Here is a 13426-nt window from a genome sequence, read left to right on the forward strand (position 1 = left end):
GAGGATCATATTATGAACAAGATATTGCTGCTGTTGGTTGGATGTTTGGGCTGTATGAAACTGGCGAATGCTCAAACCGTTATGCCGATGGAACATGAGCACAAAATGGTGCAGATGCCGACCGCTGCATTAGAGCCCAAACTGTACATCCAGCTTAATCAGGATGAGAAGTCGGGGTTCAACTTGGTAATCAATACGGAAAATTTTCAATTGGAACCGCCGGAAGAGGGCGACAATGCACCGGACAACCTGTTGGAAGGTCATGCGCACATTTACATCAACGGCGAGAAAATCTATCGGGCCTATGGACGCTACACTCACCTGCCGGGCTCGCTGTTCAAGCCCGGTGTTAATCAGATCATGGTGTCACTGAACGACCATGATCACAACACTTGGTCGAGAGGGGCCAGAATGGTGATGTCGACATTGGTGATCGACACCAGCAAGCCAGAGTTTTTGCAGCACGAGTTTTCAACGTTTGGCTTAACTTCCCGGTAACGGTGTTCAGCCGATATTGGTGTATGGCTCCGTTATGACCCAGCCGACGTTTTAAGATGTCGGCTGGGGTTCCCCTTCCATCATGATATGAGGCGCTGCTTGATGTTGTTCGGCCCAGCGCCCTGCCTGTTTGGCTGCATTGGCCCCTGACAATATTGCCCCCACAAACCCACCTCCGTGACTGCCAAAGGCCGACGCCAGAAACAACCCCGGCACCGCTGTGCGGGTGGTGGGTGGTTTGGATTTGATAAAGGGAGCGTTCTGGGAGAAACCATAGGTGGCACCCATGGGGGTGTTCAGGTATTCGTTCATGGTGCGGGCGGTGCCCATTTCATGAAACACGATATGTTGGCCGATGCCGGGGAACTGTTTGTCCAGATCTTTCAGCAGAGCGGTTTCCCAGGCTTCTTTGCGGGCGTAGTAATCTTGTTCCGATAAATCTTCCCAGTTGTTCATGTCATCGATGCCGCAGAGCACCGCAAAGTGTCGGCTTTTCTCATTCAAGCCAGTGTTGAGCTTACTGTAATCGGTGAACACGTAACCGGGCATGGTGTCGCCAGGGGCGTTGGCAAAAGCCGTTTTGAAACTGGCGTAATCGTCAAAGTTGTTGCAGTGCTCAGGAACCACAAAGGTCGCGTATTCGGAAACGCCGAATGCTTTGGGATCATGATCCATACCCACAAACAGTACCCACAGTGCCGGGGACAGGGGCAGGCCAGTGTAGGGGGCCATAAACGCCTGCTGTTTATCGGCTGGGAGCATGTTCTGCAGAATATTGGGTGCAGCGTTGCCGAATATCAGCGGTGCATGGGCGGTGCGGGGTAGTTTGTCCTTGGGATCGCGGCGTTTGCCGATGGTGAGGTTTTTTTCGTGGGTTACGCCACAGGCCCGGCCCTGGTCATCCAGCAGGATGTCGGTAACGGTGCGACGGATCAGGGCTTCGCCACCGGCTTCGCGAATAATGTCCATCAAGGCGTCGCTCAGCTTTTGCGATCCACCTTTGATGTAGTAACCACCCCCTTCGTGATAGGAGCCCTGGGCAATGGCATAGAATACGGCAGACAGTTCCTGGGGGCGATCACTGTAGTAGCCGATGTTGGCGGCCAGAAAGAATTTGATCTCTTCGTCGTCGCCAAACAGATCCTGGAACAGCTGGGATACGGTCATTTTGTTGTATTTGAACATGGCTCGGAAACGCAGGGGCATCAGCGGTGCATTGCGCAGCCACCACCATTTGGTCTTTTTTGCATTAACAAAGTGGAAAATATTGCTGCGAATTGCCTGCATGATTTGAAAATAACGCAGGATGCCATGCTTCTGGTGAGGAAAGTGACGCAGGGCCGCCGCTTTCGCTTCGTTCCAGCCTTCAGGCATCACCTTTTGCTGTGCTTGGCCGCTTTTGCGCACGCCAAAAAAACTGGGTACTGGCAGGCGCTGGATGCGGTCATCCAGTTTTAACTGGTTCCAGATCTGAGGCATAAGATCCAAATGGCCAAACCCGCAGAGTTCATGCAGGCCCACTTCAATATCCAGATGCTTGCGCTGATACACTGTGGCGGCCCCGCCGAGCTTGTCGTGGCGCTCGATCACCAGAACCCGTTTACCCTGTTGGGCCCACAAGGCTCCGGCGGTCAGCCCACCCAGTCCTGATCCGATCACAATGGCGTCGTAATGTTGGTTTTCCATGGGCTGTCCTCTGCTTGTAAATCAATATGCATCATGAGTCATATTAAGCTAGCATGAGTGGCAGTCATATGCAACATGATGCATAATGCGCCGTCGTTAACAGCGAGGTCGTTCATGTCGTTAAAGCATGTATTACTGATGGTGCTGAAAAAGCAGAGTGCCACCGGTTACGGTATCACCAAGTGGTTTGATGGCCCCTTAGGCTATTTTTGGGATACCAGCCACCAGCGGGTGTATCGGGCACTGGCTAAGCTGCACGAGGATGGCTGGGTGCGATTTGATGTTGTGCCTCAACAGGGCAAGCCTGATAAGAAGGTGTATGAGGTCACCCCCTTGGGCGAGAAAGCACTCAACGACTGGATGCTGAAACCGTTGCCGTTGCCTCAGGTAAACGAGCCCTATTTGGTTAAGCTGTTTTCTGCCGACTTGCGTTACATTGACGCACTGATCGCTGAGGCACGAGCGCGCCTGGCGGATCATGAGGCACTATTGGCGGATTATCAGAAGGTTGAGCAGATGTATTTTGCCGACTCAGAGCAGACTCCGGAGCAGCGCATAATGTATCTGACCCTGAAGAGGGGGTTGATCTATGAGGAAGGCAATATTCGCTGGGCCTCGGAAGCGCTCGCCACACTGACGAAAATAGATGAAGAATTGAAGAAAAACGGCTGAATGCCAAGCGAATATTTCAAAAAAGCGGGTTAGTCTGCTATAAACTAATGATTAATTGAACATTCTTGTTTAGCGGAATTTCCCTTTTTAAATCAAATTACTTCAGCCTGATTGGATATAGACACGATGAATTTTCGAAAGCTTCTGATCACAGGATGTGTGTCCCTTTTGTTGAGCTCCACGGTATTCGCTGCGGGTGAGTACGTCGGTGAACGCAATGCCTTTAATCGGTTTCATGGGCAAGGCACCTACAAATACACCAACGGTAACGTGTATCAGGGCGAATGGGTCGATGGCCGAAAAAATGGGCAAGGCACGCAAACCTGGGGCAACGGTGAGAAGTATGAGGGTGGCTGGAGCAATAACCGCGAGCACGGTGAGGGTACCAAGACCTGGCCATCCGGTGATTCATACACCGGCGAGTGGCTGCAAGGCAAAATGAGCGGCCAAGGCACTTATAAATGGGCCAATGGCGATGTTTATACCGGCGGTTTTATCGGCGATCAGAAGCAGGGTGCGGGTGTTTTAACCCGCGCTGATACCAGTGTGAAATATGAAGGTAACTGGAATGATGACCTCAAAGAGGGTGAGTTTACCGTCACCATGAAGAACGGCAATGTTGCCCGTGGGGTTTGGAAAGCGGATAAGCCACCCACCCAGGCATCGGTGGTGTTAGCGGGGGGTGACCTGTATTCCGGCCCGGTGCGGGGCGGTTATCTGCCTAATGGCAAAGGCACCTGTACCAGCGCCGGAAAATCAGCACCTTGCGAGTTTAGTTCCGGTAACAAAGTGGCCGTAGCGGTGGTAGCCAAGCCTGCTCCAAAACCTGCACCCAAGCCTGAACCAGTTAAGCCAAAGCCTGAGGTGGCCAAACCGGTGCAACCGAAAGCCATTCCATTTGAAGCTGTGGCCGGGGCCGCAGCCGCTGGTGCGGCGGTGGCAGCAAAACCGGCAGTGGCTGACAAGCCAGCGGAGCCAGAGAAGCCCAAGGATCCTCGCACATTACGCGGAGTGCGTCCGGATGGCAGTCAGTTCTATTTCAAACACGGCTGGGGCGGCGTTAGCGATAACCTGACCAGTCTGACGGTGGAAAAAGACATCAACGAGTTTGGTGCGATGCAGATTTCAGCCAGTGGTGGTGATTTTGAGTTGAAGTTCACCATCGATGAATATGTTGGCAAGAGCACCTATGAGCTGAAGTACTTCAAAGCATCGATTCAGAAGTCTGGTGAGAGCGTAAGCTATCGCACGTCCAGTTCTGATCCCGGTACGCTGACTATTCTGAAGGATAGCGATGGTATGCTGATCGGAACTTTCTCCTTTAACGGCTACCCCTACGGCAATATGGGCGCGGATAAGAAGGTGGTTTCCGAAGGCGAGTTCGCCATTCCGCTGAAATAGTAAACTATTCGATCATTCAGACATTCAAGCATTAAAAAGGCACCTATCCGGTGCCTTTTTTGCCTTATAGGGGGCGTGCTGCTTAGTCAGGCCACCAGCAGCTGGCGGGTGTCCTCCAGCTGGGACTTGGCCTGTTCCATAATGGCGCTAAGAATGGCCGGATCGCTTTCACCAGGGAACAGCCGTTTGAATGCCGGCACTTTTGCCAGCTTCTTCATGCGCTCCTCATCCAGCATCATATGATGCAAGTGGGCCACGATCACCAGATCCGCAATATCGGCTTCTCCGTCATGCTGGTAGCGCCAGTCTTCAGAGTGAACAGAGGATGCAACCATCTCCTCGTTGAAACCCCAGCGTTTTAGAATCACGCTGCCCAGCTCCGGTTTCAGCTCCTTTATGGTTTTTTCCAGTTGTTGGGCATCTCCTGCCAGGGTTGGGTACTGATCTGCATACATCAGAATAGGAACCACACCAATGTCATGGAGCAACCCTGCCAACAGGCCTTGATCGGGGTCCAGGCCCCGGATATTGTTCGCCAGCACATAGGATATGGCCGCGATCTCAATACTGTGTTGCCAAAGCGTGTCCATACGTTGCTTGAGCAGGGGGGCCTCTGCCTTGAACAGCTCCTTTACCGTAAAACTGGTAACCAGTTGCTTGGTGGTTTGCATCCCCAGCCGTACTATTGCCTGAGCGCTGGTTTCGAATTCCTTGGTGCCCCGAAACAATGGGCTATTGGCAGCCCGGATCAGCTTGGCTGCGATGGACGGATCCGTGTTGACCGCCTGAGAAATCTTTTTCGCACTGTTGGTGCCTTCATCAATCATACGACGAATTCGTACGGCCACTTCTGGCAGGCTGGGCAGCACCAGTTTGTTGTTGCGCAGGTCGCTGTAGATGTCCAGCAGTAGCTGCTTGTCTTCCGGCTGATCTTCCCGCAGAGCTTGTCTGACGGCGTAACTGTCGCCCGGTGCCTGTTTCAACAGTTCTTTCAAGGCTGTCAAATCCACTTTTAAAACCGCAGCATTGGAATGGGCGTTGACGCCCACTTCACGGGGTCGTTTATGGGCGATGGGGCCCAGCGCATCGGTTCCGCCAGCCACAATGGTTTTCACGCTGTGATCATGGGGGTTCAGCAGATCCAGCTCACCTGCCAGCAGGAAATATTCAAACGGATCGGACGAGCCGACCTCTGCCAGTACATCACCCGGCCCCAGGCGCAGAGTGATGCTGTTATTGGCCAGCATAATGAGCTGTTCATCGCTAAGGTGGCGCAGCAGGTCAAACTGTTTCAGTTTTTCGGTATTCATGGGGTTCTGTCACTGGGCATGTTGTGCGAATGCCATCGCGGTGAATGAAGGTTATGGCGCGCCATAACGTGATCTTCATTAAGTATAGAAAGGGATTGGGAAAATGGAGGATTTGATGGGCGAACTTTGTGACGGCGGTCTACTCGGCGGCGGGCTAAGGCCAAATACAATTAGGTGAAGGCGGCTGGAGCGGGGCCAGAGCAATAGCTTCTGGCCCCGTAAACAGTCTTACACGTAGGGTATCAACACGTCATAGCCTTTTATTTCTGCTTTCAACACCGACATGAAGGTATAGGCCCCCATGATTTTGCGCACCAGGAACATCAGTTCCCTGGGGGGGATGCTGAAGTGTCGGTTGGCACCGGCTGCAGACAGTCCGGCCTGCACACTGAGGCGGGCGGGCAGGTTGCTTTCGCCCCATTTGTATTCGTTTTGCTCATTCAGCAGGTAGGACGGCGGCGGAAAGCGCTCAGGGTCGGCGAAAGGCTCAATTGCCATAAAGCACAATTTCATCAGGCCGCGCTTTGCCTCCAACGGGGTGTTTTCGCTGAACAGATTCAGGGTTTCCAGCCCATCCAGCAGCAAATCTTCATCGTGCAGGAATGCGGCTTTAACGATCTTGCGGCCCGGTGTCAGGGTCTTATCAGAAAACTCGCGTACTGCGCCGAAATCCAGTAGTACAATTTTGTCCGGGTCGCCTTCATGTTCCGCCAGGCGGACAAAGTAATTACCAAAATTGGGGTCGGTCTGCATTTCACCCCACTTGAACACTTCCATCCAGCACAGATCCAGCGCGGTGCGACAGATTGCATTACGACGTGCCTGAGGTAGAGCTTTGGTTTCCGGCGCGTCGATGTCCAGGCCGGGTTCGAACGAGGTGGCAATGATCCGTTTGCTGCAGAACTGGTCAAACACTTTCGGCACAACAAAGCGGGGGTCGCCTTGCAGCCGTTCCCGGAACAATTTGGTTTTTTCCCGCTCGTGGTCGTAATCCACTTCCCGGTACATCATCTCGCGGATTTCCTGAAACCAGGATTGGAATTCCTCGGTGATGGGAACGATTTTCAGCATGCGCAATAACGTTTCCACTGCACCTAGATCGCTATCTACCGCCTCTGCTACGCCAGGGTATTGAATTTTAAGGCAAATTTGTTCACCTGTGGACTTGATGGTAGCCCTATGAACCTGGCCGATGGAGGCCGCGCCGATGGGCTCTTCTTCAATTTCCAGCAGCGACAGCTTCTCGGCACCCAGTTCATCTTCCAGCTCTTCGTAGATGGTGGTCCATTCCAGGGCTGCCGTGTCGTCCTCCAAGGTGTGCAGGGCTTCGGTGACCTCTATGGGTAAAAAATGCTCACCGTAGAGTGCCATCATTTGTCCAATCTTAACGATGCTGCCTTTCAGCTTGCCGATTTCGTCTGCCAGATAGTGCGCCTGACGGGACAGAATTTCTTTCTGCTTATCCGCTCGGTCTTCTTTACGGGTGAACATGTTGCCGGCGGACTGGGCTGCAAGCATGGTGCCTGCCACCAGGCCGGCTCTGGCCATACTGAAGCGTCGCTCAAACGCGCCGGTCTTGACGCGTTTCAGCGTGGTCTTGGATTTATCTGACATTTAACACCTTAAATCATCGGATACAGTGCGTATCCTTCCCCCGAAACTGGCCCTGATAACCGTAAAGGCTCAACCACAATGGCGCCAAATATTACCTTAATTCTATATTGATTACAGTTGCCAATCCGATCAAGGCTGTGGCCGAAGGTGTCAGTCTGACGCTCTTGCCCAGGTTTAAAACTGGGGGTACATTTAGATCCTGTGACCGGTGTGCGGGAGGAATATTAAGTGTCGGACGACAATGTGGTGGAATTTGGCAGCGCCAAGGAGCGGGTGGTGCATGAGCGCAAGGAGCAGGCGGCCAAGGATCTGCGTAAACAGTTCCAGAACGCCATGGGCTGGAAGAACAAGCCTAAGGCCAAAACCCGAGGCAGCAAGGGCCCTAAGCCAAAAAAAGGCAAGTAACCCTATATTTTCCCCCAAGTACCATCGTTTTCACTGACGATGCCGTCTTTTTGCAGTTTGCCAAGATGTGCCAGCAGGGAATAACGCGCAATCATGTGCAGGAATGGCGGCACATCGTCGTACACCACGGGGGTGAGCGTATCCAGATCGGCCGGTCCGGTTTTCGTCATACCTTCCAGCACTTTGGCTTCGCGCATCAGGCGGTGCTGGATCAGTCCCTCCACAACGTCCTTAGGATGATTCATCAGGTTGCCGTGGGCCGGTGCCAGGCGGGTGATGGCCAGGCTTTTCAGCTTCTCCAGCGATGCCAGATAGTCCTTCATGTCTCCGTCTGGTGGTGCAATCACAACGGTGGAGCCTTCCATGATGTGATCTCCGGTAAACAGGATCTGCTCCTGTTCCAAGTGAAAACACAAATGATTACTGGCGTGGCCCGGTGTGTGAACTGCCGTTAAGGTCCAGTCTTCGGTGTTGATAAAATCGCCTTCTTGCCAAGCCTGATCCGGTGCAAAAGCTGGATCCTGCGCTTGTGGGTTCGCAGGCGGCATGCCCGCTACGATGGCTCCGGTGGCGTCCCGCAACGCGTTGGCAGCTGGGGAGTGATCCATATGAGTGTGTGTGCACAGAATCCAGCCAATGGTGGCATGGGCGTCTGCGGCCGCTTGCAGGATCGCGTCCACGTGGGACTCGATGGCGGGGCCGGGGTCGATCACGGCCCATTCCCCTTTACCCACCAGATAAGTATTGGTGCCCGGCCCGGTCATAATGCCAGGGTTAGGGGCGGTAATGCGCCTGATCAGGGGGGTGAGAACGACGGTTTCTCCGTGTACCAGCTTGCTCATGAGGTAGCCTTGTGCGTTTTAATGAGAGTAATTTTACTGGTTTTTTCGATCCGGTGCCTGCCCCAGCGCGCTCAGTAACGCATTTACAGAGTCAAACCCGCTGAGTTGGCGTAGCGTCATGATGGTGGGCAGGATCAGCAGCCACTCATCCTGTTCAAAATGAGACAGGGCTTCTTGCGGAGTCACCCAACGGGTATTGATAGCTTCGTGATCGTCCTGGCGCGGCTCCTGACCTTGGGGCCAAGGGCATAAAAAGAAGCGGGTATCGTAGCGTTTTGGGTTGCCTTGCGGGGTAATCCAGCGGCTCAGGTACTTAAGCTGTCCCGTTTGCAGTTGCAGGCCATGGGCGTCACAGAACTCGATAAACCCCGAAGGCTGCTGCTGCAGGTGCATCTGGGCTGCTTGCGCCAGTTTGCCGTTTGCGCCCTCTGCGACCAGAATGCCTGCTTCTTCCACCAGCTCTCTGATGGCGGCGATCCAATAGGCGTGAGCGTGCTGATCCAGCTCCAGCATCCGGTTGGCACCTTCGGGGCACAAATCACAGCGTTGCATCCAGCGATCATCCCGATCATGAGGGTCCAGCTTGCCACCGGGGAACACCCACGCCCCACCCACAAAGGCTGCATCTGGATTTCTCTGTTGCATCAAAACCTTAGGGCCCTGGGGGCTGTCTTGCAGCACGACAATCGTGGCTGCGGGCTCAATGGGAACGCTCTGATTCGTCAAAAGAAAGGCCTCATATCCCGTCATACGGTAAAACTGGGGCTACACTTTACCAGAGTAGGTGATCAGTATCAGGGTGAATGGATGGAAAAAATATTGCTGGTGGAGGATAGCAAGTCTTTCTCAGCGGTACTCTCCCGTACGATAGCGGTGGAATGGAATCTCGAGGTCGTTACAGCCTACAGCCTGAAGGAAACCCGTCAGGCCCTGCAACAACATCGCGGAACCCTCGTGCTCGCCATTATCGACCTTAACCTGCCCGATGCGCCGGATGGTGAGGCTGTTGATGTGGTGCTGGCGGAGGGTATTCCTGGGATAGTATTTACCGCTCAGCTGAACGACGCGTTGCGGGACACCATCTTGCGCAAGGGCGTGGCAGATTACGTGCTAAAGCAGGGCGCGTATAACATTGCCTACGTGGTTAACATCGTTGGACGTCTGTTGAAGAATCGTCAGATCTACACCTTGGTTGTGTCCGGCGATGAAGAGAAACGCAATCAGATCGGACGCTGGCTTAGAGTGCAAAATCTTCAGGTTCTGGATGCCGCAACGGGCAGCGATGGCTTGGCGTTGCTAAAGCGTGAGCCGCGCATAGAAGTGGTTATTGTTGATTATGGCATTGAGGACATCCCCAGCTTTCCATTGATTTCTCGTATTCGTGAGAGCTACAGCGCGGAGGAGCTGGCTATTATCGGCATTTCCGATGTTAACGACCGTAATGTAGGTGTCCATTTCGTTAAAAGTGGTGCCAATGACGTCCTAGTGTATCCGTTTCCCCCTGAAGAAATGCACTGTCGTGTAAATCGCTCGCTGGAGCTGATCGAGCACTTTTATCGCCTGAAAGAACTCAATGAGCAGAAAAACAAGCTTATGGGGATGGCTGCCCACGATATTCGTGGCCCGGTGGGGAATATGTCCGTTGCCAGCCGGATGTTGCGCTCTGACAAAATCAGCGCAGAAAAGCGTGAAGAGTTATTCGACATCATCAATCATGCCAGTGAAGATTTAATGCGGCTTTTGAGTGAGCTGCTGGATGTGTCAGCCATTGAAAGTGGTAAATTAAGGCTAAACAAAACTGATTTTGATATGGGCGAGCTTATCGAGAAAAGGGTCAGGTTTTATCAGACGGCGGCAGAGCAAAAAGATATTGTCTTGAACACCGCGCTGATCGACCAATGTGAAGTGCATGGCGATGCGGGGCGGCTGGCGCAGGTTATCGACAACCTGATCAGTAACGCCATCAAATACTCTGGGCGCGATACGGCGGTGACCATCTCCCTTGCCCGTGAGGAGGGGCGTGTCACTGTGTCGATAGAAGATGAGGGTGTCGGCATTCCCGATGTCGAGGCCAATAAGTTGTTTGATGCCTACAGCCATATCAGTTCCGTTCCAACGGCAGGTGAAAGCAGTACTGGCTTAGGGTTGGCAATCTGCAAAAGTATTATTCATGAACATCAAGGTGTTATTGGGCTGAAATCACCGCGGGCCCAAGGTTGTCATTTCTTCTTTTCTCTGTCTGTGGCTGTTTAGATCCTACAGTTCACAACAAACCGGTTTTAAGAAGGCTGAGTTATGGATAGACGTGCAATTTGCTGGATCTTCATTCCGTTGTTACGCTTATAAGTAAGCAGTTGCAGTTGAGCGATAACTCCGTCTATGTCTATTTGGTCCAAGCTGGTTAAAACGCACCTCAAAAAGTTGGAGGAATCCTGTACTCCAGAGGTCATCAATTTCATGTTGCTGGAAAGTGGCTTGAGTCGCACTGCCGACGGACAGGTCGCGGTAGAAAGCATAGCGGATCTGGGCCGTTATCTTGATACATTGGAAAACTATCTTGGAGTACTATACAGGGATCGAGCAGAGGTCATTTTCAACAATATTATAGAGTCCGGTTGGCAGGATCAAAGTGTCGGCGCTCAACTGGATCAGGATCTTGCGGTTAAACTCGAAGAGCAAGCGCGGCTGACCAAAAAATTGGAAAGCCTGAACAAGCATCTAATTCATGCGAAAGAGTCGGCTGAAGTCGCCTCCCGTGCCAAATCCGTATTTCTGGCTAATATGAGCCACGAGATACGAACACCAATGAACGGGGTCATTGCCAGTGTGCAATTGTTACAGGACACCGATCTCAATAAAGAGCAGGATGAGCTGGTCAGCCTGATCAATCGTTCATCCAATTCACTTCTCAATATTATCAACGATATCCTTGATCTTTCTAAAATTGAAGCAGGTTATCTGGAGCTGGTGAGAGAGCCGTTCAACTTGCATCAACTGATTAATGACGTGTGTGAATTGAATCGAGCATTTGCAACGGACAAGCAAGTCACCATCAATATACAGATGGAGGCGGATACCCCGAAGTACATGTTTGGGGATGCCATGCGCATCCGCCAGATACTGATGAATTTGGTTACCAACGCCATCAAATTCACGCGCGCTGGGTGTGTTGATATCGAAGTTGGTTATGACCAAATTGATGGTGAGCGTTATAACCTGATTATGGAAGTTCACGATACAGGCATTGGTATTCCAAAAGATCGCATCGACAAAATTTTTGAATCGTTCGAACAGGCAGATGTGTCTATAGGTCGAAGCTATGGAGGCACAGGTCTGGGCCTGACGATCTCGAAAAACCTGGTGGATCTGATGGATGGCTTTCTGGAAGTGGAGAGCGAAAAAGATAAAGGCGCTTCGTTTATTATCACGTTGCCCCTGAAAAAAGCCGACGCAATTCAGGATGAAAGTGACGACGATGCGCTTTCCAAGAATTACTGCAAAAAGGTGCTGCTGGCGGAAGATAATGTAGTCAATCAGCGCGTGGCGCAGAAGCTGTTCAGCAAAATAGGCCTTGATGTGGACATCGTTTTTGACGGTGAGGCTGCCGTAGCTGCCGCCAATGCACAGCCTTACGACCTGATCGTGATGGACATTGAAATGCCGGTACTGGATGGCCTGGAGGCTTCCAGAAGTATCATTGCCGGTGCCGGACCGAATTCTGCTACTCCCATCATCGCAATGACCGCCAGCGTATTGGATGAAGATCGCCAACGTATCTTGGATGCGGGCATGAAAGGTGTTGTTGGAAAGCCAGTTAGGCTAAAGCAATTAACTCAGGAACTGGATCGTTTGCTTATAAATTGATCTGGTTATCACAAGCTGTGCTGACTTTTACGTAAAAAACAACATTGATCTGCAATTTGGGTTGCGTTGTGAGTGATTGGGGACAACTCTTTTAATGTTCCCGTTATAATGTGGTCATTATGGCACTTACTTCAAAATTACAAATGGGTGATTCTGTATCCGATGCCCAATTCCGGCAGTTCCGCATATTCAATGAGGTGGATCTTAAGCGGATTCGCCCACTGTTGAATCAATGTCGCAAGGAGCAACTGAAAGCTGGCGACGTTATGTTGCGTCCGGAATTCGGTAACAGCTGCATGTATCTTCTGCTGTCTGGCAGAGTTGCGGTATCGCTCGAAAGTCTGGATGCCAGCCCATTGCTGGAGTTGGGCAGCGGCGAGTGCATTGGTGAGATGTCAGTATTCGATGGCCGTAACCCTTCTGCTTATGTAAAAGCAGTTGAGCCCTGCGAAGTCCTCGTGATTGAGAGCGATACTTTATGGCTGCTGATTGATTCATCCCACAGCCTGTGTCGCAACCTTTTGTATTTCCTGTCTAATCGTTTGCGTTCCGGAAACGACATCGTCGTCGTCTCCAAGTCCAGAGAGAAAGAACAGGAGCATGCTGCAAATGTAGATGCATTGACCGGCGTGAACAATCGGCGCTGGCTGCTGGACATGATTGAAACGTTACATGGTCAGGCGCTGTTGGAGCAAATGCCAATGGCCGTGCTGATGCTGGATGTGGATCATTTTAAACGCTTTAACGACACCTACGGACATAAGTCGGGTGATCTGGTTTTACAGATGGTAGCGCGCACCATGCGCAAAAGCTTACGCCCCAGCGATATGTTGGCACGGTATGGCGGTGAAGAATTTGTGGTGCTGTTGCCGCGAACACCTGCAAAGCAGGCGCGGGCCGTGGCCGAGCGTCTGCGCAAAGCGGTAGAACGTTGCCAGATAACCGCAGAACAAGGGCAAGAGCTGCCTTCGGTTACCATCTCGGTTGGTGTTTCACCGCTGGCAGATAATGAAACTATTGAAACAGCGATAGAGTTGGCGGATCAGGCTTTGTATCAGGCCAAACACAATGGGCGTAACCGGATCGAAATACGGCCTTGACCATCTCAAGCTGCGCCTGAGCCACTGAGCTTTT

General features: G+C 52.1%; 12 protein-coding genes. 7 read left to right on the forward strand and 5 right to left on the reverse strand.

Annotation, left to right across the window (positions count from 1 at the left end; all coding sequences use genetic code 11):
* Window positions 1-12 precede the first annotated feature (12 nt).
* Window positions 13-498, forward strand: a complete 486-nt coding sequence (locus Kalk_RS18430) for a hypothetical protein (RefSeq protein WP_101895648.1) — start codon at window positions 13-15, stop codon at window positions 496-498.
* Window positions 499-549: 51 nt separating this feature from the next.
* Here Kalk_RS18430 and Kalk_RS18435 read toward each other — a convergent pair whose 3' ends face one another.
* A complete protein-coding gene (locus tag Kalk_RS18435) occupies window positions 550-2184 on the reverse strand; it encodes a phytoene desaturase family protein (RefSeq protein ID WP_101895649.1) in 1635 nt (544 codons plus the stop codon).
* A 114-nt stretch (window positions 2185-2298) separates the two neighbouring features.
* Here Kalk_RS18435 and Kalk_RS18440 point away from each other — a divergent pair, with 114 nt between their 5' ends.
* The gene (locus Kalk_RS18440; RefSeq protein ID WP_158643575.1) at window positions 2299-2856 is read left to right on the forward strand and encodes a PadR family transcriptional regulator; all 558 of its coding nucleotides are present in this window, start codon (window positions 2299-2301) and stop codon (window positions 2854-2856) included.
* Between the two features lie 126 nt (window positions 2857-2982).
* The gene (locus Kalk_RS18445) at window positions 2983-4257 is read left to right on the forward strand and encodes an MORN repeat-containing protein (RefSeq protein WP_101895651.1); all 1275 of its coding nucleotides are present in this window, start codon (window positions 2983-2985) and stop codon (window positions 4255-4257) included.
* Window positions 4258-4343: 86 nt separating this feature from the next.
* Here the strand turns inward: Kalk_RS18445 and Kalk_RS18450 are convergent, their stop codons facing one another.
* Both Kalk_RS18450 and Kalk_RS18455 read right to left on the reverse strand, forming a co-directional pair.
* The gene (locus Kalk_RS18450; protein WP_101895652.1) at window positions 4344-5567 is read right to left on the reverse strand and encodes an HDOD domain-containing protein; all 1224 of its coding nucleotides are present in this window, start codon (window positions 5565-5567) and stop codon (window positions 4344-4346) included.
* Window positions 5568-5795: 228 nt separating this feature from the next.
* Window positions 5796-7181, reverse strand: a complete 1386-nt coding sequence (locus tag Kalk_RS18455; RefSeq protein WP_101895653.1) for an ABC1 kinase family protein — start codon at window positions 7179-7181, stop codon at window positions 5796-5798.
* Between the two features lie 228 nt (window positions 7182-7409).
* Here Kalk_RS18455 and Kalk_RS21275 point away from each other — a divergent pair, with 228 nt between their 5' ends.
* The gene (locus tag Kalk_RS21275) at window positions 7410-7586 is read left to right on the forward strand and encodes a hypothetical protein (protein ID WP_158643576.1); all 177 of its coding nucleotides are present in this window, start codon (window positions 7410-7412) and stop codon (window positions 7584-7586) included.
* A 2-nt stretch (window positions 7587-7588) separates the two neighbouring features.
* Here Kalk_RS21275 and Kalk_RS18460 read toward each other — a convergent pair whose 3' ends face one another.
* Both Kalk_RS18460 and Kalk_RS18465 read right to left on the reverse strand, forming a co-directional pair.
* Window positions 7589-8428 (reverse strand): MBL fold metallo-hydrolase, encoded by an 840-nt coding sequence (locus Kalk_RS18460; RefSeq protein WP_101895654.1) that lies wholly within the window; start codon window positions 8426-8428, stop codon window positions 7589-7591.
* A 33-nt stretch (window positions 8429-8461) separates the two neighbouring features.
* Window positions 8462-9073 carry an NUDIX hydrolase gene (locus Kalk_RS18465; protein ID WP_233716709.1) on the reverse strand — a complete coding sequence of 204 codons (612 nt, stop codon included), beginning with the start codon at window positions 9071-9073 and terminating at the stop codon, window positions 8462-8464.
* Between the two features lie 27 nt (window positions 9074-9100).
* On the opposite strand from Kalk_RS18465, the gene Kalk_RS18470 reads away from it, so the two are divergent.
* From Kalk_RS18470 to Kalk_RS18480, 3 genes are all read left to right on the forward strand, one after another.
* Complete coding sequence (locus tag Kalk_RS18470; RefSeq protein ID WP_158643578.1) at window positions 9101-10681, forward strand: ATP-binding protein; 1581 nt, start codon at window positions 9101-9103, stop codon at window positions 10679-10681.
* A 126-nt stretch (window positions 10682-10807) separates the two neighbouring features.
* Window positions 10808-12292 (forward strand): ATP-binding protein, encoded by a 1485-nt coding sequence (locus Kalk_RS18475; protein WP_101895657.1) that lies wholly within the window; start codon window positions 10808-10810, stop codon window positions 12290-12292.
* A 119-nt stretch (window positions 12293-12411) separates the two neighbouring features.
* A complete protein-coding gene (locus Kalk_RS18480) occupies window positions 12412-13392 on the forward strand; it encodes a GGDEF domain-containing protein (protein ID WP_101895658.1) in 981 nt (326 codons plus the stop codon).
* Window positions 13393-13426 lie beyond the last annotated feature (34 nt).

Source organism: Ketobacter alkanivorans, assembly GCF_002863865.1.
GTDB lineage: Bacteria > Pseudomonadota > Gammaproteobacteria > Pseudomonadales > Ketobacteraceae > Ketobacter > Ketobacter alkanivorans.

Coding starts and splice junctions, on each gene's coding strand:
- Kalk_RS18430 (WP_101895648.1), top strand. CDS start 13: ATGAACAAGATATTGCTGCTGTTGGTTGGATGTTTGGGCTGTATGAAA.
- Kalk_RS18435 (WP_101895649.1), bottom strand. CDS start 2,184: ATGGAAAACCAACATTACGACGCCATTGTGATCGGATCAGGACTGGGT.
- Kalk_RS18440 (WP_158643575.1), top strand. CDS start 2,299: ATGTCGTTAAAGCATGTATTACTGATGGTGCTGAAAAAGCAGAGTGCC.
- Kalk_RS18445 (WP_101895651.1), top strand. CDS start 2,983: ATGAATTTTCGAAAGCTTCTGATCACAGGATGTGTGTCCCTTTTGTTG.
- Kalk_RS18450 (WP_101895652.1), bottom strand. CDS start 5,567: ATGAATACCGAAAAACTGAAACAGTTTGACCTGCTGCGCCACCTTAGC.
- Kalk_RS18455 (WP_101895653.1), bottom strand. CDS start 7,181: ATGTCAGATAAATCCAAGACCACGCTGAAACGCGTCAAGACCGGCGCG.
- Kalk_RS18460 (WP_101895654.1), bottom strand. CDS start 8,428: ATGAGCAAGCTGGTACACGGAGAAACCGTCGTTCTCACCCCCCTGATC.
- Kalk_RS18465 (WP_233716709.1), bottom strand. CDS start 9,073: ATGCAACAGAGAAATCCAGATGCAGCCTTTGTGGGTGGGGCGTGGGTG.
- Kalk_RS18475 (WP_101895657.1), top strand. CDS start 10,808: ATGTCTATTTGGTCCAAGCTGGTTAAAACGCACCTCAAAAAGTTGGAG.
- Kalk_RS18480 (WP_101895658.1), top strand. CDS start 12,412: ATGGCACTTACTTCAAAATTACAAATGGGTGATTCTGTATCCGATGCC.